Source organism: Sphingobium sp. (genome assembly GCA_035196065.1).
In the GTDB taxonomy this organism is placed as follows: Bacteria; Pseudomonadota; Alphaproteobacteria; order Sphingomonadales; family Sphingomonadaceae; genus Sphingorhabdus_B; species Sphingorhabdus_B rara.
Window position 1 is genome coordinate 775,253 of sequence record CP136575.1, and the last position, 21,899, is coordinate 797,151.

Annotated in this window: 11 protein-coding genes; 7 read left to right on the forward strand and 4 right to left on the reverse strand. The window is 59.7% G+C overall.

The genetic code is table 11. The features are described 5' to 3' along the window. Positions 1-39: 39 nt before the first annotated feature. From RSE16_03725 to RSE16_03735, 3 genes are all read right to left on the reverse strand, one after another. A complete protein-coding gene (locus RSE16_03725; protein ID WRH76586.1) occupies positions 40-8,706 on the reverse strand; it encodes a putative Ig domain-containing protein in 8,667 nt (2,888 codons plus the stop codon). Between the two features lie 786 nt (positions 8,707-9,492). Further along, entirely contained in the window at positions 9,493-11,187 is a 1,695-nt protein-coding gene (locus RSE16_03730; GenBank protein WRH76587.1) for a class I adenylate-forming enzyme family protein, read from the reverse strand. Between the two features lie 88 nt (positions 11,188-11,275). Beyond that, positions 11,276-11,440, reverse strand: coding sequence for a DUF1674 domain-containing protein (locus RSE16_03735; protein ID WRH76588.1), 165 nt, complete (start codon positions 11,438-11,440; stop codon positions 11,276-11,278). A gap of 75 nt (positions 11,441-11,515) precedes the next feature. On the opposite strand from RSE16_03735, the gene htpX reads away from it, so the two are divergent. The 6 genes from htpX (at position 11,516) to purH (ending at position 18,381) form a co-directional block, all read left to right on the forward strand. Further along, entirely contained in the window at positions 11,516-12,388 is an 873-nt protein-coding gene (gene htpX, locus RSE16_03740) for a zinc metalloprotease HtpX (GenBank protein ID WRH76589.1), read from the forward strand. Positions 12,389-12,499: 111 nt separating this feature from the next. Further along, on the forward strand, positions 12,500-13,774 hold the full coding sequence (locus RSE16_03745; GenBank protein ID WRH76590.1) for an RsmB/NOP family class I SAM-dependent RNA methyltransferase: 1,275 nt from the start codon (positions 12,500-12,502) through the stop codon (positions 13,772-13,774). A gap of 13 nt (positions 13,775-13,787) precedes the next feature. Further along, on the forward strand, positions 13,788-14,318 hold the full coding sequence (locus RSE16_03750) for a GNAT family N-acetyltransferase (protein WRH76591.1): 531 nt from the start codon (positions 13,788-13,790) through the stop codon (positions 14,316-14,318). Positions 14,319-14,389: 71 nt separating this feature from the next. Next, positions 14,390-15,061 (forward strand): ribulose-phosphate 3-epimerase, encoded by a 672-nt coding sequence (gene rpe / locus RSE16_03755; GenBank protein WRH76592.1) that lies wholly within the window; start codon positions 14,390-14,392, stop codon positions 15,059-15,061. Continuing rightward, positions 15,061-16,785 (forward strand): heparinase II/III family protein, encoded by a 1,725-nt coding sequence (locus tag RSE16_03760; GenBank protein ID WRH76593.1) that lies wholly within the window; start codon positions 15,061-15,063, stop codon positions 16,783-16,785. The genes rpe and RSE16_03760 overlap by 1 nt, the downstream gene beginning before the upstream one ends. Before the next feature lie 6 nt (positions 16,786-16,791). Then, entirely contained in the window at positions 16,792-18,381 is a 1,590-nt protein-coding gene (purH, locus tag RSE16_03765; protein WRH76594.1) for a bifunctional phosphoribosylaminoimidazolecarboxamide formyltransferase/IMP cyclohydrolase, read from the forward strand. A 74-nt stretch (positions 18,382-18,455) separates the two neighbouring features. On the opposite strand, the gene RSE16_03770 is transcribed toward purH, so the two are convergent. Beyond that, positions 18,456-19,949, reverse strand: a complete 1,494-nt coding sequence (locus tag RSE16_03770; GenBank protein ID WRH76595.1) for a DEAD/DEAH box helicase — start codon at positions 19,947-19,949, stop codon at positions 18,456-18,458. A 364-nt stretch (positions 19,950-20,313) separates the two neighbouring features. Here RSE16_03770 and RSE16_03775 point away from each other — a divergent pair, with 364 nt between their 5' ends. Next, the gene (locus RSE16_03775) at positions 20,314-21,894 is read left to right on the forward strand and encodes an NAD(P)/FAD-dependent oxidoreductase (GenBank protein WRH76596.1); all 1,581 of its coding nucleotides are present in this window, start codon (positions 20,314-20,316) and stop codon (positions 21,892-21,894) included. The last annotated feature ends 5 nt before the right edge of the window (positions 21,895-21,899 follow it).

The following is a 21,899-nucleotide window of genomic DNA, read 5'->3' on the forward strand; positions in this document are numbered from 1 at the left end:
GCATCGTTACTCTCGCAAGCAATTCAATAGGGCCTGAGCCTAGATTAAGGGTATGGCGAAATCCGATTGCGGAATATTGCCCCAGCCAAATGGAGCGTCAATATAACCATATGAGACGCCGATTTTTTCATCATCATTGTCTGGTTCAGCAACGGATACACCCTCTTTCATATCACCGCCACCTTTCATATCACCGCCACTGGTGTCGGCGCTGTTTACGATAGGTAATACTTCGTTCAACAAGCTACTTATATCATTCTCCGCTCCGAATATAAAATCATCGACATCAATAGAATTGGAGCCAAAAATTTTCATAGTAGCTTCGCCCACAAGCAATTTTATTGCTCCTCCCTCGTTCACAATTTTAGCTTTTTCGTTGAAGTTCGCAGCAGTGACTCCAAAGCCTTGTAGGTCAATCAGATCTGTCCCGGACTGGAAATCCAATACACTATCCCCAGCACCAAATTTGAAGGTATCCTTCCCCTTGCCACCGGTTAGGGTGTCTGCGCCGGCGCCACCATCAAGATAGTCATTGCCGTTTCCGCCAAGCAATGTGTCATTGCCCTGACCACCCCATAGTTTATCATGACCCTTTCCGCCGTCGAGTTTGTCGTTTCCAAGCATACCGAAAAGACTGTCGTTGCCCTTTTTGCCAAATAATTGGTCATCAGTGGAAGTGCCTGTAAGCGTGTCAGCACGTTTCGTTCCGGCCGTATTAACTTTAGGGTCAATGGAAACTTCTGATGAGGTCGGTGGCAGCGTCGGTTGAGTAGGCGGCACTGGCACGTCAACAACGGGCGGCGGCGTCGGTTGAGTAGGCGGCACTGGCACGTCAACAACGGGCGGCGGCGTCGGTTGAGTAGGCGGCACTGGCACGTTAACAACGGGCGGCGGCGTCGGTTGAGCAGGCGGTACTGGCACGTCAACAACAGGCGGCGGCGGTTCAGCAGGCGGCACTGGCACGTCAACTACCGGTGCGTTGTTGACCGCATTGACGGTGAGAACGAAACTATCCGATACGCTTGTGCTCCCATCTGAGGCTGTGACGGCCAGACTATAATCGGCGGTAAAGTTGAACGGCGGCATGCCCGAGAAGGTGCGGGTTGCTGCATTAAAGTTCAGCCATGTCGGCAGCGGGTCACCATTGGCCAGCGTTGCTGTGTAGGTAAGCGTATCGCCATCGACATCCGTGAACGTGCCTGCCGGAACCGTATAGCTCCAGGCTGTGTTCTCAGCACTGACCTGATCGGCAATCACGGCAGAGACGATGGGCGCGTCATTGACGTTGGCGATCGCCGCAGTCGGCTCGCTGGTGAACACGGTCGTTCCGTTCAGCGCATCGGTGGTTGTTGCCACCACACGCAGGGACTGGCCGACCTGGCTCTGATCCGATGCAATCTGATAGGTTGCAGCCGTCGCGCCCGAGAGGTCGGTCCAGTTGCTGCCGTCAGATGAGATCTGCCACTGATAGCTGGTCGTAACCGCGCCATCCGCATCGGTTGCCACAAGGTCCGCACTGACGGTGCCGCCTTCTTCAGCCGTGCCGGTGACGGCAAGCGTGCCGGTTGCTTCGTCTTCGACGTTGGCGATCGCCGCAGTCGGCTCGCTGGTGAACACGGTCGTTCCGTTCAGCGCATCGGTGGTTGTTGCCACCACACGCAGGGACTGGCCGACCTGGCTCTGATCCGATGCAATCTGATAGGTTGCAGCCGTCGCGCCCGAGAGGTCGGTCCAGTTGCTGCCGTCAGATGAGATCTGCCACTGATAGCTGGTCGTAACCGCGCCATCCGCATCGGTTGCCACAAGGTCCGCACTGACGGTGCCGCCTTCTTCAGCCGTGCCGGTGACGGCAAGCGTGCCGGTTGCTTCGTCTTCGACGTTGGCGATCGCCGCAGTCGGCTCGCTGGTGAACACGGTCGTTCCGTTCAGCGCATCGGTGGTTGTTGCCACCACACGCAGGGACTGGCCGACCTGGCTCTGATCCGATGCAATCTGATAGGTTGCAGCCGTCGCGCCCGAGAGGTCGGTCCAGTTGCTGCCGTCAGATGAGATCTGCCACTGATAGCTGGTCGTAACCGCGCCATCCGCATCGGTTGCCACAAGGTCCGCACTGACGGTGCCGCCTTCTTCAGCCGTGCCGGTGACGGCAAGCGTGCCGGTTGCTTCGTCTTCGACGTTGGCGATCGCCGCAGTCGGCTCGCTGGTGAACACGGTCGTTCCGTTCAGCGCATCGGTGGTTGTTGCCACCACACGCAGGGACTGGCCGACCTGGCTCTGATCCGATGCAATCTGATAGGTTGCAGCCGTCGCGCCCGAGAGGTCGGTCCAGTTGCTGCCGTCAGATGAGATCTGCCACTGATAGCTGGTCGTAACCGCGCCATCCGCATCGGTTGCCACAAGGTCCGCACTGACGGTGCCGCCTTCTTCAGCCGTGCCGGTGACGGCAAGCGTGCCGGTTGCTTCGTCTTCGACGTTGGCGATCGCCGCAGTCGGCTCGCTGGTGAACACGGTCGTTCCGTTCAGCGCATCGGTGGTTGTTGCCACCACACGCAGGGACTGGCCGACCTGGCTCTGATCCGATGCAATCTGATAGGTTGCAGCCGTCGCGCCCGAGAGGTCGGTCCAGTTGCTGCCGTCAGATGAGATCTGCCACTGATAGCTGGTCGTAACCGCGCCATCCGCATCGGTTGCCACAAGGTCCGCACTGACGGTGCCGCCTTCTTCAGCCGTGCCGGTGACGGCAAGCGTGCCGGTTGCTTCGTCTTCGACGTTGGCGATCGCCGCAGTCGGCTCGCTGGTGAACACGGTCGTTCCGTTCAGCGCATCGGTGGTTGTTGCCACCACACGCAGGGACTGGCCGACCTGGCTCTGATCCGATGCAATCTGATAGGTTGCAGCCGTCGCGCCCGAGAGGTCGGTCCAGTTGCTGCCGTCAGATGAGATCTGCCACTGATAGCTGGTCGTAACCGCGCCATCCGCATCGGTTGCCACAAGGTCCGCACTGACGGTGCCGCCTTCTTCAGCCGTGCCGGTGACGGCAAGCGTGCCGGTTGCTTCGTCTTCGACGTTGGCGATCGCCGCAGTCGGCTCGCTGGTGAACACGGTCGTTCCGTTCAGCGCATCGGTGGTTGTTGCCACCACACGCAGGGACTGGCCGACCTGGCTCTGATCCGATGCAATCTGATAGGTTGCAGCCGTCGCGCCCGAGAGGTCGGTCCAGTTGCTGCCGTCAGATGAGATCTGCCACTGATAGCTGGTCGTAACCGCGCCATCCGCATCGGTTGCCACAAGGTCCGCACTGACGGTGCCGCCTTCTTCAGCCGTGCCGGTGACGGCAAGCGTGCCGGTTGCTTCGTCTTCGACGTTGGCGATCGCCGCAGTCGGCTCGCTGGTGAACACGGTCGTTCCGTTCAGCGCATCGGTGGTTGTTGCCACCACACGCAGGGACTGGCCGACCTGGCTCTGATCCGATGCAATCTGATAGGTTGCAGCCGTCGCGCCCGAGAGGTCGGTCCAGTTGCTGCCGTCAGATGAGATCTGCCACTGATAGCTGGTCGTAACCGCGCCATCCGCATCGGTTGCCACAAGGTCCGCACTGACGGTGCCGCCTTCTTCAGCCGTGCCGGTGACGGCAAGCGTGCCGGTTGCTTCGTCTTCGACGTTGGCGATCGCCGCAGTCGGCTCGCTGGTGAACACGGTCGTTCCGTTCAGCGCATCGGTGGTTGTTGCCACCACACGCAGGGACTGGCCGACCTGGCTCTGATCCGATGCAATCTGATAGGTTGCAGCCGTCGCGCCCGAGAGGTCGGTCCAGTTGCTGCCGTCAGATGAGATCTGCCACTGATAGCTGGTCGTAACCGCGCCATCCGCATCGGTTGCCACAAGGTCCGCACTGACGGTGCCGCCTTCTTCAGCCGTGCCGGTGACGGCAAGCGTGCCGGTTGCTTCGTCTTCGACGTTGGCGATCGCCGCAGTCGGCTCGCTGGTGAACACGGTCGTTCCGTTCAGCGCATCGGTGGTTGTTGCCACCACACGCAGGGACTGGCCGACCTGGCTCTGATCCGATGCAATCTGATAGGTTGCAGCCGTCGCGCCCGAGAGGTCGGTCCAGTTGCTGCCGTCAGATGAGATCTGCCACTGATAGCTGGTCGTAACCGCGCCATCCGCATCGGTTGCCACAAGGTCCGCACTGACGGTGCCGCCTTCTTCAGCCGTGCCGGTGACGGCAAGCGTGCCGGTTGCTTCGTCTTCGACGTTGGCGATCGCCGCAGTCGGCTCGCTGGTGAACACGGTCGTTCCGTTCAGCGCATCGGTGGTTGTTGCCACCACACGCAGGGACTGGCCGACCTGGCTCTGATCCGATGCAATCTGATAGGTTGCAGCCGTCGCGCCCGAGAGGTCGGTCCAGTTGCTGCCGTCAGATGAGATCTGCCACTGATAGCTGGTCGTAACCGCGCCATCCGCATCGGTTGCCACAAGGTCCGCACTGACGGTGCCGCCTTCTTCAGCCGTGCCGGTGACGGCAAGCGTGCCGGTTGCTTCGTCTTCGACGTTGGCGATCGCCGCAGTCGGCTCGCTGGTGAACACGGTCGTTCCGTTCAGCGCATCGGTGGTTGTTGCCACCACACGCAGGGACTGGCCGACCTGGCTCTGATCCGATGCAATCTGATAGGTTGCAGCCGTCGCGCCCGAGAGGTCGGTCCAGTTGCTGCCGTCAGATGAGATCTGCCACTGATAGCTGGTCGTAACCGCGCCATCCGCATCGGTTGCCACAAGGTCCGCACTGACGGTGCCGCCTTCTTCAGCCGTGCCGGTGACGGCAAGCGTGCCGGTTGCTTCGTCTTCGACGTTGGCGATCGCCGCAGTCGGCTCGCTGGTGAACACGGTCGTTCCGTTCAGCGCATCGGTGGTTGTTGCCACCACACGCAGGGACTGGCCGACCTGGCTCTGATCCGATGCAATCTGATAGGTTGCAGCCGTCGCGCCCGAGAGGTCGGTCCAGTTGCTGCCGTCAGATGAGATCTGCCACTGATAGCTGGTCGTAACCGCGCCATCCGCATCGGTTGCCACAAGGTCCGCACTGACGGTGCCGCCTTCTTCAGCCGTGCCGGTGACGGCAAGCGTGCCGGTTGCTTCGTCTTCGACGTTGGCGATCGCCGCAGTCGGCTCGCTGGTGAACACGGTCGTTCCGTTCAGCGCATCGGTGGTTGTTGCCACCACACGCAGGGACTGGCCGACCTGGCTCTGATCCGATGCAATCTGATAGGTTGCAGCCGTCGCGCCCGAGAGGTCGGTCCAGTTGCTGCCGTCAGATGAGATCTGCCACTGATAGCTGGTCGTAACCGCGCCATCCGCATCGGTTGCCACAAGGTCCGCACTGACGGTGCCGCCTTCTTCAGCCGTGCCGGTGACGGCAAGCGTGCCGGTTGCTTCGTCTTCGACGTTGGCGATCGCCGCAGTCGGCTCGCTGGTGAACACGGTCGTTCCGTTCAGCGCATCGGTGGTTGTTGCCACCACACGCAGGGACTGGCCGACCTGGCTCTGATCCGATGCAATCTGATAGGTTGCAGCCGTCGCGCCCGAGAGGTCGGTCCAGTTGCTGCCGTCAGATGAGATCTGCCACTGATAGCTGGTCGTAACCGCGCCATCCGCATCGGTTGCCACAAGGTCCGCACTGACGGTGCCGCCTTCTTCAGCCGTGCCGGTGACGGCAAGCGTGCCGGTTGCTTCGTCTTCGACGTTGGCGATCGCCGCAGTCGGCTCGCTGGTGAACACGGTCGTTCCGTTCAGCGCATCGGTGGTTGTTGCCACCACACGCAGGGACTGGCCGACCTGGCTCTGATCCGATGCAATCTGATAGGTTGCAGCCGTCGCGCCCGAGAGGTCGGTCCAGTTGCTGCCGTCAGATGAGATCTGCCACTGATAGCTGGTCGTAACCGCGCCATCCGCATCGGTTGCCACAAGGTCCGCACTGACGGTGCCGCCTTCTTCAGCCGTGCCGGTGACGGCAAGCGTGCCGGTTGCTTCGTCTTCGACGTTGGCGATCGCCGCAGTCGGCTCGCTGGTGAACACGGTCGTTCCGTTCAGCGCATCGGTGGTTGTTGCCACCACACGCAGGGACTGGCCGACCTGGCTCTGATCCGATGCAATCTGATAGGTTGCAGCCGTCGCGCCCGAGAGGTCGGTCCAGTTGCTGCCGTCAGATGAGATCTGCCACTGATAGCTGGTCGTAACCGCGCCATCCGCATCGGTTGCCACAAGGTCCGCACTGACGGTGCCGCCTTCTTCAGCCGTGCCGGTGACGGCAAGCGTGCCGGTTGCTTCGTCTTCGACGTTGGCGATCGCCGCAGTCGGCTCGCTGGTGAACACGGTCGTTCCGTTCAGCGCATCGGTGGTTGTTGCCACCACACGCAGGGACTGGCCGACCTGGCTCTGATCCGATGCAATCTGATAGGTTGCAGCCGTCGCGCCCGAGAGGTCGGTCCAGTTGCTGCCGTCAGATGAGATCTGCCACTGATAGCTGGTCGTAACCGCGCCATCCGCATCGGTTGCCACAAGGTCCGCACTGACGGTGCCGCCTTCTTCAGCCGTGCCGGTGACGGCAAGCGTGCCGGTTGCTTCGTCTTCGACGTTGGCGATCGCCGCAGTCGGCTCGCTGGTGAACACGGTCGTTCCGTTCAGCGCATCGGTGGTTGTTGCCACCACACGCAGGGACTGGCCGACCTGGCTCTGATCCGATGCAATCTGATAGGTTGCAGCCGTCGCGCCCGAGAGGTCGGTCCAGTTGCTGCCGTCAGATGAGATCTGCCACTGATAGCTGGTCGTAACCGCGCCATCCGCATCGGTTGCCACAAGGTCCGCACTGACGGTGCCGCCTTCTTCAGCCGTGCCGGTGACGGCAAGCGTGCCGGTTGCTTCGTCTTCGACCGGGTTCACGGTGAGAACGAATGTATCCGATACACTTGTGCTGCCATCTGAGGCTGTGACGGTGAGGCTGATATTACCGTTGAAATCCTGAGACGGTGTTCCGCTAAAGGTACGGGTTGCCGCAACAAAGCTGAGCCAAGCCGGCAGCGGGTCGCCATTGGCGAGCGTTGCCGTGTAGGTAAATGTGTCGGCATCGACATCGCTGAAGGCATCGGCAGCAACCTTATAGATCCAGGCTGTATCTTCATTGACGCTTGGTTGAAGAACGAAGCTTGCCAAGGTAAGCGCGGAACTATCAGTGTTGGCAAGCATCATCGATTCAGTACCGATAGTGATCCGTGCGCCGCCATTAACTGCAGTAATCGAAACTGATGTAGCAAAATTCTCGGCCGTTACGCCCAGAAGACTGAGGTCAATCAGGTCTTCTCCGATGCTGAAGTCGGTAATCGTGTCGCCATGGCCAAAGGCAAATATGTCGTTCCCAGAACCACCGGTAAGGCTATCGTTTCCTAAATTACCATCGAGATAGTCATTGTCAGAACCGCCTGAAAGCGTGTCGTTGCCCTCGCCGCCCTCTAACAGATCACTACCCGATCCACCAAAAAGTCGATCGTCACCCTGCAGACCTGCGAGGTAATCATCACCAGATCCGCCGGCTATGGTGTCATCACCTGCGCCACCAAGGAGATCGTCAAGAGCACCGCTTCCCCGGATGGCCTGGTCCACGATCTCATTTGCAACCGGAGACGTTGGCGGGCCTCCAATTGGAGCGTTTGCATCGATCTGCAGGCCGAAACTGGCCGCGGTCAAAGCCGAACCATCGATGTTTAAAAGAATCATCGATTCATCACCGATGGTGATGCGTGCGCCACCGCTAACTGTAGTGATCGAAACTAATGCAGCAAAATTCTCGGCCGTTACGCCCAGAAGACTGATGTCAATCAGGTCTTCCCCGATGTTGAAGTCGGTAACGGTGTCACCATGGCCAAAGACAAATATGTCGTTGCCAGAGCCGCCGGTCAGGCTATCGTTTCCGACATCCCCCAAGAGAAGATCGTTACCAGAGCCGCCTGAAAGTGCGTCGTCCCCATCGCCGCCCTCCAAAACGTCGTTGCCAGATTCACCAAAAAGTTGATCGTTACCCTGCAGACCTGCGATGTAATCATCGCCAGATCCGCCAGCTACGGTGTCATCACCTTCGCCACCAAAGATTTCGTCAAAGGAACTGGTTCCCTGGATAGATTGGTCAACTATCTCATCTGCAACCGGGGGCGCAGGCACGTCAACTATTGGAGCGTTTGCATCGATCTGGAGGCCGAAATTTGCCACAGACAAAGCCGAATGATCGATGTTTAAAAGAATCATCGATTCACCATTGATGGTGATGCGTGCGCCACCGTTAACTGCAGTGATCGAAACTGATGCAGTAAAAGTGTCGGCCGTTACGCCCAAAAGACTGATGTCAATCAGGTCTTCTCCGATGTTGAAGTCGGTAACGGTGTCGCCATTGCCAAAGACAAATATGTCGTTGCCAGAGCCGCCGGTCAGGCTATCGTTTCCGCCATTCCCCAAGAGCACATCATTACCAGAGCCGCCTGAAAGCACGTCGTCCCCATCGGCGCCCTCCAAAACGTCGTTGCCCGCTTCACCAAAAAGTCGATCGTCCCCCTGCAGGCCGGTGATGTAATCATCTCCAGATCCGCCAGCTAGGCTGTCGTCGCCTTCACCTCCTGACAACTCGTCGGCGGCGGCGCCACCATTGAGAACTTCATCGGTCAATACGGTCGGATTTTGACTTTTTAGCCTAAGGTTAATCATGGTGCCGGAGTCCTTTAACTGAACGCAAACGCGAAGCTGCGTTTAAATTCCGGTTAACAATGCTCGCGAGTTGGTTAATTTTTCCTTTCCCAAAAAATCCATTACAGCCAATCTGAATATTAAAACTCCAAACCCAATGCTGATCAGGAAAAAACTCCAAAATGCCTTGGGTATTACGGTCATATTCGTAGTATTTTTTGCTCACTCGCTTTCGGAGGTACGGTGAACACAATCAATAATGCGGATTAACAAAGCCGGGTAAATACATGTGCCAAAATTTCAGAGCGTCGGCCTGATCCGATTTGATAAGGGCGCGCGCTACACAACGGCCCCAAGATGCAGGGACATTTCTTATCTAAAAGGAATGATCAGTTTGGTCCCAAGCCTATGAGGCTTTGAGCGCAGTACTCCGCTTGCAACTGATCCATAAGCAAAATAGCGGTTTGTGATACCATGCCGCATCGCGCTGCGGTGTGGACAGGCACTTTCTACCCTCTTCCCCTAACCTGCCGCCAGCAGCATGGATGATCTGTTGGCGGGGCAACGAACGGATGTGCAATTGGCAAAGCGCCAAAAAACGCGCAAGGTACAGCCTTGAAGCTTGCCGCCGGAGACTAACATGTCGCAGATTGCGGTGCTACAGCCTCGCGGTTGGAAATTGGATTAGAGCTGGCGCAGTCGCTCCAGCACCTCTCCTGATGCACAAGCGTGCTGTCATACAATCCTGAACCGCCCAGACAATAGGGGCTACCCCGCCGACCCCACATCCAGCCTATCGCGCAGTTCTCGCTTCAAAAACTTGCCGCTCGCATTGCGCGGCAAAGGTTCTTCGAGGATCCACATATAGCGCGGTAGCTTATGCCGGGCCGTGTGCTTGGCCATCTCGGCGCGGATCTCATCGGGCAGTGCGGTCTCGCCAGGCTTCAGATAGACCGCAGCCGCCACCTCCTCGCCCAGCCGTTCGTCGGGCACGCCAAACACGCTGCATTCGGCAACCGCAGGATGGCGGTAGAGGACCGCCTCAACTTCGGCGCAATAAACATTCTCGCCACCGCGCAACACCATGTCCTTCTTGCGGTCGACAATATAGATGAAGCCATCCTCATCCATCCGCGCAATGTCGCCTGTATGCAGCCAGCCATCAGTGATCGTCTCAGCTGTCGCATCTGCCCGGTTGATATAGCCCTTGATCACCTGCGCGCCGCGTACCCATAATTCACCAAGCTCACCCAAAGGTACCTCATCGCCGGCATCATCAACGCATTTTGCTTCAAAGACCGGCATGGCCGGGCCAGCACTGTCGGGCCGGTCGACAAAAAAGTCGCCGCCCAGCGCGGTGATGATCCCGCAAGTCTCGGTCATGCCATAGCCTGTGGTTGGCCGCGCGCTCGGGATTGCATGGTCGATCTTCGCCACCTGGTCGGGTGGCACCTGCGCGCCGCCGCCCGATATCGCCAGCAAAGTCGATGTGTCATATTTGTCAAAATCAGGATGGGTAATGAGCTCGCGCGCCATCACTGGCACGCCGCTCAAACCTGTCACCCGCTCCCGCTCAATCACCTTCAACGCCTCGCCCGGCTCCCAGCGGTACATAAGTACAATCGCCCCACCCGGTGCCGTTGCGCCATAGGCCGCACAATTATTGGCGGTCACATGGAATAGCGGCGTCGTAATCAGCGTGATCGGGATCGGCGGAACCGCAGGCGGTGCCTCGCCGGTCGCCGCCTGTAACGACAGTGCCGAAGAAGCCGTCGAATACATCATGCTGAACAGGTTGGCGACGCAGCCGCGATGAGTGAGCTGTGCGCCCTTGGGAAAGCCGGTCGTCCCCGAGGTGTAGAAGATGCAGGCATCACTATCGGGATCGACCGTAACGGCCGGCATATCCCCGCCCTGCGCGATTACATCAGCCCAAGACGTAACATCCGCACCCGCATCGCCGGTGCGCACACCCACCAGCTTGATGCCGTCTGCCATGGCCGGTTTCTCGCGCAAACGGGCCAAGCGCTCGCTATCAAGGAAGAGCGCCTTGGGCTCTGCATCCTTCAAGGCATAGGCCATTTCTTCTGGCGTCCACCAGGCGTTCATGCCCACAGCAGCAATGCCGGTCGACACACAGGCCCAATAGATCAGCATCCATTCGGGATAGTTGCGCATCGCAATGGCGACGCGGTCGCCGGGTTGCACGCCCTGCGCCGCAAGCCAGGCGGCGACTGCGTTTACTTGGAGATGCGATTGCGCATAGCTCAGCCGCTCATCTTCATAGATGATGTAAGGGCGGTCGGCATAAGCCGCAGTCGAGAGCCACAATTCGCGAATGCTGGGCGGCTGGTTTTTATAGGTCCGGATCGGAACGCCGCGCACTTGGGTCTCGACAATCTCGAACGGACCGCCCGGACCAATCAATTCTTCGCGCACCGCGCGCAGCTCGGCATAATACATTGTCTCTCCTCTTCGAAAAGGAGCAATAATGGGCGCTATTAGAAGCGCAAGCGCTGTTTAACCGCTCGATTGAATTTGGCGGCGCAGTTTAGAAATCGACCGCAATGCCCTTCAACTCCCAGTCGCCATAGCGCACAGGATCCGGGCGCTCCGCATCTGGGAGAGGTACGTGCGCAACCTCTTTGGGCTCTGGCACGGGCGGGCTTTCCGACAAATAAGCGGGCGGTTTCACATGTAGCGGGCGCTGGCCCATGGCTTTGTTCCTTACGCTATTCTTGAAAGCGTCATTGCTGGAGGCCACATTGGGGCTCGAACGAAGGATATCAAGATGAATATGCTCAAGACGACAATGTTGCTGGCAGCGCTCACCGCCCTGTTTATGGCTTTGGGCTATACGCTGGGTGGATCTGGCGGCGCGATAATGTCGCTGCTGGTTGCGGCGGGCATGAACCTGTTCACTTATTGGAACGCCGACAAAATCGTCCTCAAAATGCACAATGCGCGTCAGGTTGATGCGAGCAGTGAACCGAATTTCTACGGCATGGTCGCCAATCTTGCACGCCGTGCGAACATGCCTGTGCCGCGCGTTTACATCATCGACAGCCCGCATCCCAATGCCTTTGCCACTGGGCGCAATCCGGAAAATGCAGCCGTCGCCGCAACCACGGGCCTGTTGTCGATGCTCGGCCGCGAAGAGGTGGAAGGCGTGATGGCGCACGAACTGGCGCATGTGAAAAACCGCGACACGCTGATCATGACGATGGTGGCAACGATTGCCGGTGCGCTCTCCATGCTCGCCAATTTCGGGCTATTCTTCCGGGGCAATGACCGCAATGGGCTCGCCGCGCTACTTGCCGTTTTCATCGCGCCCTTTGCAGCGATGATCGTCCAACTCGCGATCAGCCGCACCCGCGAATATGGTGCGGATCGCACAGGCGCAGAAATCAGCGGCAACCCGCTGGCGCTGGCATCTGCGCTGTCCAAGATTTCGCGGGCAGCGCAGACCATCCCCAATCCGGTAAGCGCGCGCAACCCTTCGGCAGCACAGCTTTACATCGTGCCGACCCATGTCTCGGAAATGTTCTCGACCCATCCGGCGACCGAAAACCGTATCGCTGAACTGCAACTGCTTGCCGAGCAGATGGGTGCCAGCCAGGTTGCAAAGACGCCGCGGCGCAGCGCGCTCGATCCGCTTGGGTGAAGGCCAAGCGAAAGCTGCTTCCCATGCCGTTCCCGCAAAAGCGGGGGGCCATGGCTTTGACGGCCCACAGCAGCGGGTGACTTTGCCTGCCAGTCGGCCTAAGGCGCGGCAATGAACACCCGTCCGACGACCGCTACCGGCCTTGCCGCCCGCCGCACTGCATTGCGCATGCTCGATGCCGCATTGCGTACCGGCCAGCCACTGGATCAGGCGGCGAGTGGATTTGCCAAGGGCCTGCTGCCCGCCGACCGGGCGCTGGCGATCGCGATCGCGCAGGAGGTGCTGCGCTGGCTTCCCGATCTTGATCTTTTGATCGACAGCCAGACAAGGCTGCCGCTTGCCGATGATGCCAAGGCGCGAATGGTATTGCGTATGGCGGTCGTGCAGATCTTGCGTCTGGGCACCCCGCCGCACGCCGCGATTGCAACCGCGCTGCCGCTATTGGAAGGTGGGCCGCGGCGACTGGTCCATGGCGTACTTGGATCGCTCTGGCGGCTGCAGCCCAGCCTGCCAGACATGCCGACGCTGCTGCCGCTTGTGGCTGCACGGTGGGACAAGGCGTGGGGCAAGCCGGTTGTTGCCGCGGCGCGCCATGCGCTTGCCGAACCGCCGGCGCTCGATCTTGTGATTTCTGATCCGGCGATGACGGCTGAATGGGCCGAAAAGCTGGAGGGACAAAGCCTTGCGCCGGGCCATGTCCGGCTTGCACGCGGGGTTGCGGTGGAGAGCCTGCCGGGATTTGCCGAAGGGGCCTGGTGGGTGCAGGATCTGGCGGCCAGCCTGCCGGTACGGCTCTTGGGGCAGGGCAATCATCGCGAAGCACTTGACCTATGTGCAGCACCCGGGGGCAAGACAATGCAGCTTGCAAGCCAGGGCTGGGATGTAACCGCGCTCGACAAATCGGCCAAACGGATGGAGCGGCTTTCCGCCAATCTGGAACGCACCGGGTTCAGCGCCAAATCCAACATTGGTGATCTGCTTTCATGGGAACCGGGCAAGCAATTTGATGCCGTGCTGCTTGATGCCCCCTGTACCGCGACCGGCACCTTCCGCCGCCATCCCGATGTGCTGCACCGCATCGGGCCGCGCCAGATCGCCGAACTCGCTGAACTGCAAGCCGCAATGCTCGACCGCGCAGCTTCATGGGTAAAGCCGGGCGGGACGCTGGTCTATGCGACCTGTTCGCTAGAACCTGAAGAGGGTGAGGCGCAGGCCGATGGCTTCCTTGCGCGGCATGGTGATTTTACCAAGGCCCCTATTGACCCTGCCTTGCTACCCAGCGGCATTGATCCTGCCGACGGCTATGTGCGGACATTGCCGGGCATGCTTGCCGAACAGGGCGGACTTGATGGATTTTTCATCGCCTGCCTGCAGCGCAAAGGTTAAGGCCACACGCGTTATGCAGACAGTTGCGCCCACCCTTACCACCGAAAGGCTGATCATCGAGCCGCTGTCGATGCGCCACTGGGAGGGCTATGCGGCTGCCTGGGGCGATCCGCGCATGACCCAGTTTATCAGCCCGGAACCGCGCAGCCGGCAGGAAAGCTGGATCAAATTTGTGCAAGGCGCAGGGTTTTGGTCGCTATTCGGCTATGGCTATTGGGCCTTTTGCGACCGTGCGACTGGTGCTTTTCTGGGCAATGGCGGGCTGGCACAGATGGAGCGCGGCATTGCCGGTCTGACAGGCTTTCCCGAAGCCGGCTGGGCCTTCAGCCATCAAGCATGGGGCAAGGGCTATGCAACCGAGGCGATGGCCGCGGTGCTGCAATGGGCCGATGCGACACTGCCCGACCGTGAAATCCGCTGCATCATCGATATCGAAAATCATGCCTCGGTGCGCGTCGGCGAGAAGCTGGGGTTCGGTCAGATCGAAGCCCTTAACGGCACGACCGGCATGCTTGGGCTGTTTTCCCGACAAGCTGGTGGATAAATCAGTGGATTAGCTGTGCGTAACCGGGTGCTCGCCTTGCCCCTGCAGGCCAGTGCCGCTAAGCGGCAGGCATGAGCTCTCCCGTCCGTATCGCCCCCTCGATCCTCTCCGCCGATTTTGCCCGTCTTGGCGAAGAAGTACGCGCCATTGATGAGGCCGGCTGTGACTGGATCCATGTTGATGTGATGGATGGGCATTTCGTTCCCAACATCACCATCGGCCCGGCAGTGGTAAAGGCGCTTCGTCCGCACAGCGCGAAACCCTTTGACGTCCATCTGATGATCTCGCCGGTTGACCAATATGTGAAGGATTTTGCTGACGCTGGCGCCGACATCATCTCCTTCCATCCGGAGGCCGGCCCCCATCCGCACCGCACGGTGCAACTGATCAAGTCACTCGGCAAGCAAGCAGGCATCGTCCTTAACCCGCACACGCCGGCGAAAATGCTCGATTATCTGATCGAGGATATCGACCTTGTACTGGTGATGAGCGTGAACCCCGGTTTTGGCGGACAGAGCTTCATTTACAGCCAGCTGCGCAAGATCGAGGCGATCCGCAAAATGATCGACAAGACCGGCAAGGATATCCGGCTTGAGGTGGATGGCGGGATCACGACCGAAACCGCGCCACTCGCCATAGCAGCAGGGGCCGATACTCTGGTTGCGGGCACCGCGACCTTTAAGGGCGGTCCTTCTGCCTATGCCGCCAACATCGCTGCCCTGAGGGCCGGGCCCACTAACTGATGGCAGACGCCGACCGCCCTGACGATATCGCAGGCGGCAAAGGTCTCGTGCTGCGCCCCGTCGGGCGTGCGCAAAATCTCGCCGCCAGGGTGTCGCTGATGCTCTATCAGCTGAGTTGGCGCACGCCGCTTCACAAGATGCGGATCACCGGCAAGCTGCCGATGAAATTGCTGGCGGTGCCCGACGATCCGCTTGCTGGGGACCATGCCCGTGGCACCGCAATTCGCATCGGCAAATTTCTGTTTCAGGATATGGAGCAGGCGGTTGCGACGATCGACTATGACAATCTGTCACTGCCGCCGGCCTTTGCCGACTATATCCACCGCTTTGATTGGCTGCGGGATCTGGCCTGTGCAGCCAATCGCGGTGAAGGTGCGCCCATTGCTGCCGAGATTGCCGAGCGCTGGCTGACGGCCAATGGCGAAAAGCCGCGCATGCCTGCCTGGCGGATCGATAATTGCGCCTGGCGCTTTCTGAATATGGCGAGCCATGCGCCGCTTTTGCTTTCGAACAGCGAAATCATCTACCGTTCGAAGATCCTCAGCCATTTTGCCCGCAGTGCGCGCCATCTGGATCAGTCGGCGATCCGGGCAACCAGCCCTTTTGATCGTGTCTGCGGCTGGGTCGGCGTGCTTGCCGCCTCGCTCCTGCTGCCAGAGGGCAAGGCGCGTCGTGCCATGGGCGAACATGGCCTTGAAGCCGCTCTGGCCGATCTGGTTTTCCCCGATGGCGGGGTGCTGTCGCGTTCGCCGCAGCAGTTGATGGAATTGATCGCACTGCTGTCGATGCTGCGCCAATGCTATGCCGCACGGCAGGAACAAGCCCCCGCCTGCATCAGCGAAACATTGGCGCGCAATATTCCGGCACTGCTTGGCCTGACCCATTCCGACGGCGGTTTGGGTGCATGGCAGGGCACGGGCCATATCGATGCCGAACGGATCGAGGCGCTGGTCGCGGCGAGCGGCGTGCGCGCCCGTCCGCTGCGCCAAGCGCTTGACTGGGGCTATCAACGGGTCAGCGCGGGGCAGGCTGTGCTGCTTGTTGATGCAGGCCCGCCGCCACATGCGAAACAGGCGCTGGTCGGCTGCGCCTCGACGCTGGCTTTCGAGTTCAGCTTTGCCAAGCAGCGGATCATCATCAATTGCGGCGGGGCTGGCCTTGTTGGCGCGAACATTCCGGCGGCCCTAGCACGCGGCTTGCGAACCACTGCTGCCCATTCGACACTCTGTGTGGACGACAGCAACTCGACCGCGCTTCTTGCCAAGGGGCAATTGGGTGCAGGCGTGGTTGAGGTTGGCCTTGAACGGCGCGATATTGACCGGGCGACCCGGATTGAGGCCAATCATGATGGCTATGCCCGCGTCTATGGCTTCGTTCATAACCGCGTGCTGATCCAGCGTTCGGATGGCATGGAATTGCGCGGCGAAGACACGCTGCTGCCGCATGCCAAATATAAGTCGCGCGAAGAAGTTGACGCGCATTTGCGCTTCCATCTCGGCCCCGATATCGAATTGCTGCTGGCCGACGACCGGCGCAGCGTGGTGATGCGGCTGATCGATGGCAGCAGTTGGAGTTTCATCACGACCCTCGGTACGATCGAGGTCGACGACAGCATATGGGTGGATGAACTGGGCCGGCCACACCCGACCCGCCAGCTTGTGATCGGTGTGACCGCGCCCAAGGGCGGCATGACCATCGGCTGGGCATTGCGTTTCATAGGATAAGGTAAAATGAGCGAAGTGAAGATCAAACGGGCACTGTTGTCAGTGTCGGACAAGGCCGGATTGGTCGAACTGGGCCATGCGCTGGCCAAGCGGAATGTCGAACTGGTGTCGACCGGCGGTACGGCCAAGACGCTGCGTGAAGCGGGGCTGAAGGTCATGGATATCAGCGACCTTACCGGCTTTCCCGAAATGATGGACGGCCGCGTCAAGACCCTGCACCCCAAGGTGCATGGCGGCTTGCTGGCAGTGCGCGACAATGCGGAACATGCCGCCGCGATGAAGGACCATGGTATTGGCGCGATCGACCTGGTCGTCGTCAACCTCTATCCCTTCGCGCAGACGGTCGCCAAGGGTTCAAGCCGTGACGAGATCATCGAGAATATCGACATTGGCGGGCCGTCAATGGTGCGCAGCGCGGCCAAGAACCATGCCTTTGTGACCATCCTGACCGATCCAGCCGATTATGACGAACTGATCGCCGAGATGGAGGAATCGGGCGGGGCCACCAGCTATGATTTCCGCCGCAAATGTGCCGCCAAGGCCTATGCCGCGACGGCAGCCTATGACGGCATGATCAGCCAATGGTTCGCCTTTGCTGACCAAGGGCAGACCTTCCCAGACATGCTGGCGGTGAATGGCTATCGCTCCTCCGAACTGCGCTATGGCGAAAACCCGCATCAGAAAGCGGCGCTCTATCTTCCCGTCGGCCCGCATGGCTCGGGGATCGCCCAGGCCGAACAGGTGCAGGGCAAGGAACTGAGCTACAACAATTATAATGATGCCGATGCCGCGCTCGAACTGGTCAGCGAATTCCGTGATGGGCCGCCGACGGTAGTGATCGTCAAACATGCCAATCCCTGCGGTGTTGCCAGTGCCGACACGTTGATCGACGCCTATCGCATGGCGCTGGAATGCGACAGCGTGTCCGCCTTTGGCGGCATCGTTGCGGTCAACCGGCCACTGGATGGCGCCACCGCCGAAGCGATCACCGAAATTTTCACCGAAGTCGTTGCCGCACCCGCAGCCGACGATGCAGCGAAAGCCGTGTTTGCAAAGAAGAAGAATTTGCGCCTGCTGCTGACCGGAGACCTGCCCGATCCAAAGCGCGGCGGATTGGCGATCAAGCCGATTACCGGTGGGCTTCTGGTCCAGTCACGCGACAATGGCTTTGTGCCTGACAGCGATTTCAAAGTGGTAACGAAGCGCGCGCCAAGTGCGCAGGAACTGGCCGATTGCCGCTTTGCTTGGACGGTTGCCAAGCATGTGAAATCAAATGCGATCGTTTATGCAAAGGATGGCGCAACGGCAGGGATTGGCGCTGGCCAGATGAACCGCCGCGACAGTGCACGCATCGCCGCAATCAAGGCGCGCGAGGCGGCTGAAACCTATGGCTGGGATGCGCCGCGCACGCTGGGCTCGGCGGTTGCGTCCGACGCCTTCTTCCCCTTTGCCGATGGCTTGTTGGCTGCGGTTGAGGCTGGGGCGACGGCGGTCATCCAGCCGGGTGGATCGATGCGCGACGATGAAGTCATCGCTGCCGCTGACGAGGCAGGGTTGGCGATGGTCTTCACCGGGATGCGCCATTTCCGGCATTGAGGTAAATGAATATCATAGTGCCGAGCCCGTCGAAACGGCCCGGCACTGTGGTCTTCTAATATGCGATGCGCGTTTTACCGCGCGCGTTTTACCGCAGTTTTGAACTTGCCGAGACCCGCTGGCTTGGGGCCATAGTTGCGCGGGCGTTCGCCATCACGGCCTTGTCCACCGCCGCTGATCGGCGGACCGCCGCGCTTGTGGCCCGGGCGGTTGTCGGCGCGCGGGGCACGGTTGTCGTCGCGCGGTGCAGAGACCGTGAGTTCGTCGCGGCCATAGCCGTCGCGGCTCATCAACTGGCTTTCGCGCTGCGGACGGGGTTTGCGCGCACCGGGGCGGCCTTGGCCCTGGCGCTCACCGCCGGGACGCCCGCCATGGCGGCGCGGTTCTTCCTCGCGCTTGGCGACTACCGGCTTGGGCATTTCGGCAACCATCTGGCGGAAACCTTCAGGCAGACCGATCTGCGTCAAACGGATTTTGGTCAGCCGTTCAATATCCTTCAGATAGCCACGTTCGTCATCGGAGACAAAGCTAACTGCGATGCCATCTGCACCTGCACGCGCGGTGCGGCCGATGCGATGGACATATTGGTCGGGCACATTGGGCAGTTCATAATTGAAGACATGGCTGACGCCGGGCACATCAATACCGCGTGCGGCGATATCGGTCGCGACCAGCACTTTCAGATGCCCGCTGCGGAAACCCTGCATTGCGGCGGTGCGCTGACCCTGGCTTTTATTGCCATGGATCGCGGCGGCCTTGATGCCGGCCCCTGCCAGATGGCGGACGACACGGTCCGCGCCATGCTTGGTGCGGGTGAAAACCAGCGCGCGGTCGATGCTCTCATCCTTGAGACGATGGTTCAAAAGCGCCTGCTTTTCGCCCTGATTGACGAACACGACATGCTGATCGACGCGCTCCGCCGTCGTCGCGGCAGGCGTTACCGAAACACGTACAGGGTTGTTCAGGAAACGGTTGCCCAGTTCGGCAATCGCCTTGGGCATGGTGGCTGAAAAGAACAGGCTCTGCCGCTTTTTGGGGAGCAGCAGATCAATCCGCTTCAGCGCGTGGATGAAGCCCAGATCCATCATCTGGTCGGCCTCATCAAGAACGAAGATCTCGACATCTTTCAGGCTGAGCGCGCGCTGTTCGATCAGGTCAAGCAGGCGGCCGGGCGTTGCGACCAGAATGTCGGTGCCGGCCTGCAGCTTCTTCTTTTGCGTGAAGATCGGCATGCCGCCGAAAACGCACTGGACGGTCAGGCCCAGATATTTGCCATAATCGCGGAACTTTTCCGCAATCTGTGCGGCCAATTCGCGGGTCGGCGACAAGACCAGCATCCGGCAGCCATAAGGCACGCGCGGTTTGATGTTGGTTGCAAAATGGTGGAGCGAGGGCAGCGCAAAGGCTGCGGTCTTGCCGGTACCGGTCTGCGCGATACCGCACAGGTCGCGGCCTTCCATCAGCGGCGGGATCGCCTGCATCTGGATCGGCGTCGGGGTATCATAACCCGAAGCATGAAGCGCTTTCAGGATAGGCTGGGCAAGGCCCAGTTCGTCAAAATAGGACATTATATTCTCTCAATACAGGCCAGATACGCGCACGCGGATGATCCGCGCACGGCGCAAAGGCGGGTGTAAGGGAAGGCGAAATGCCAACCCCTTGGAAACAACCCCGCGTGAAAAAGGTGGCCTCTAGGATGCGCTCGGCGGGTGCACGGCGGAAGGTCGTCATCAACCTCTCACGCTGCCGTTGCTTGGGCGGTATGCACCGCTTTTGCCTGCGCTTGGTTTGCCCTTTGGACGAACTTGCGGAAAAAAGCAAGATAATTGCGCGGACCGGTCGCTGTCGGGCGTCTGAAGCCCGGGGTAACCGGCTGTTAACCAATTTCCTTCACAGCTTGCTGCAACACAATTCGCTGGAGGAAATGAAGCGATGCACAGGGGCCAGAACGATATCGCCGATGTGGCCATCATTGGCGCAGGGCCTGCAGGGCTGACCGCAGCCTATCTGCTTTCCAAAAAGGGTTATAATGTCACGGTCATCGAAAAAGATGAACGTTATGTCGGCGGGATCAGCCGCACCGTAGAGGTTGACGGTTATCGCTTCGACATTGGCGGGCACCGCTTCTTTTCAAAGTCGAAAGAAGTGGTCGATCTGTGGAACGAGATCCTGCCTGACGATTTCATCCAGCGTCCGCGGATGAGCCGCATCTATTATGAAGGCAAATTTTACAGCTATCCGCTGCGTGCCTTTGAAGCGCTTTTCAATCTGGGCATCGTCCGTTCGACCTTGTGCATGGCAAGCTATGTCAAGGCGAAGGCATTTCCCAACAAACAGGTGCGCAGTTTCGAAGATTGGACGACCAATCAGTTTGGCTGGAAACTCTATTCGATCTTTTTCAAGACCTACACCGAAAAGGTGTGGGGCATGCCCTGCAATGAAATGTCGTCCGACTGGGCAGCGCAGCGCATCAAGGGGCTCTCGCTCGGGGCTGCGGTACTGGACGGGCTGAAACGCAGTCTGGGCCTCAATAAAAAACCCAATGACGGTATGGAAACGAAGACCTTGCTCGAAACCTTCCGCTATCCGCGGCTTGGCCCGGGAATGATGTGGGATGCAGCCCGCGATTTCGTGGTCGCCAAAGGCAATCAGGTTTTGATGGGGCATAGCTTCAAACAACTCGCCCAGGATGGTGACGGCAATTGGCGCATGACCGCGACAAAGGCCGATGGCGGTGAAGCGGTGATCCGTGCGCGCCATGTGATCAGTTCGGCGCCGATGCGCGAACTCGCCGCCCGTATCCATCCGCTTCCGGCCTGCTCGCTCCAGGCAGACAATCTGCGCTATCGCGATTTCCTGACCGTTGCGGTGATGATCAAGTCGGATGATTTGTTCCCCGACAACTGGATCTATATCCATGACAGCAAGGTCAAGGTTGGCCGCATCCAGAATTTCCGCAGCTGGTCGCCCGAAATGGTTCCTGATCCGTCGGTTGCCTGTGTCGGTCTAGAATATTTCTGCTTTGAAGGTGACGGCCTCTGGTCGTCAAGCGACGCCGATCTGGTCGAGCTTGCCAAAAAGGAACTGGCAATCCTGGGTCTTGTCGACCCCAAGGATGTGATCGGCGGTGCCGTAGTGCGACAGGAAAAGGCCTATCCGGTCTATGACGATGCCTATGCCGCCAATGTCGAAGCGATGCGCCATGAGCTGGAAAGCCGTTACCCGACGCTGCACATGGTCGGCCGCAATGGCATGCACCGCTATAACAACCAGGATCATGCGATGATGACCGCGATGCTGACCGTCGAGAATATCGAGGCCAATGCGCGCATCTACAATATCTGGAACGTCAACGAAGACGCCGAATATCATGAGGCCGGCGACGAGGGCGAACAGCAAGCGATTGCTGCAGCCGCCAAGGTCGCGCTGACCGAGGACCAGGCCGTCGCACTGGCATCTGAACGCGATGTTCCGGTGCGGGTTGCGCCTGAATGTCCGCGCAAGGTGGCCTAAGCCGC

Excerpts from the sequence above, each read along its gene's own strand:
- RSE16_03730 (WRH76587.1), bottom strand. The coding sequence starts at position 11,187 with ATGTATTATGCCGAGCTGCGCGCGGTGCGCGAAGAATTGATTGGTCCG.
- RSE16_03735 (WRH76588.1), bottom strand. The coding sequence starts at position 11,440 with ATGGGCCAGCGCCCGCTACATGTGAAACCGCCCGCTTATTTGTCGGAA.
- htpX (WRH76589.1), top strand. The coding sequence starts at position 11,516 with ATGAATATGCTCAAGACGACAATGTTGCTGGCAGCGCTCACCGCCCTG.
- RSE16_03745 (WRH76590.1), top strand. The coding sequence starts at position 12,500 with ATGAACACCCGTCCGACGACCGCTACCGGCCTTGCCGCCCGCCGCACT.
- RSE16_03750 (WRH76591.1), top strand. The coding sequence starts at position 13,788 with ATGCAGACAGTTGCGCCCACCCTTACCACCGAAAGGCTGATCATCGAG.
- rpe (WRH76592.1), top strand. The coding sequence starts at position 14,390 with ATGAGCTCTCCCGTCCGTATCGCCCCCTCGATCCTCTCCGCCGATTTT.
- RSE16_03760 (WRH76593.1), top strand. The coding sequence starts at position 15,061 with ATGGCAGACGCCGACCGCCCTGACGATATCGCAGGCGGCAAAGGTCTC.
- purH (WRH76594.1), top strand. The coding sequence starts at position 16,792 with ATGAGCGAAGTGAAGATCAAACGGGCACTGTTGTCAGTGTCGGACAAG.
- RSE16_03770 (WRH76595.1), bottom strand. The coding sequence starts at position 19,949 with ATGTCCTATTTTGACGAACTGGGCCTTGCCCAGCCTATCCTGAAAGCG.
- RSE16_03775 (WRH76596.1), top strand. The coding sequence starts at position 20,314 with ATGCACAGGGGCCAGAACGATATCGCCGATGTGGCCATCATTGGCGCA.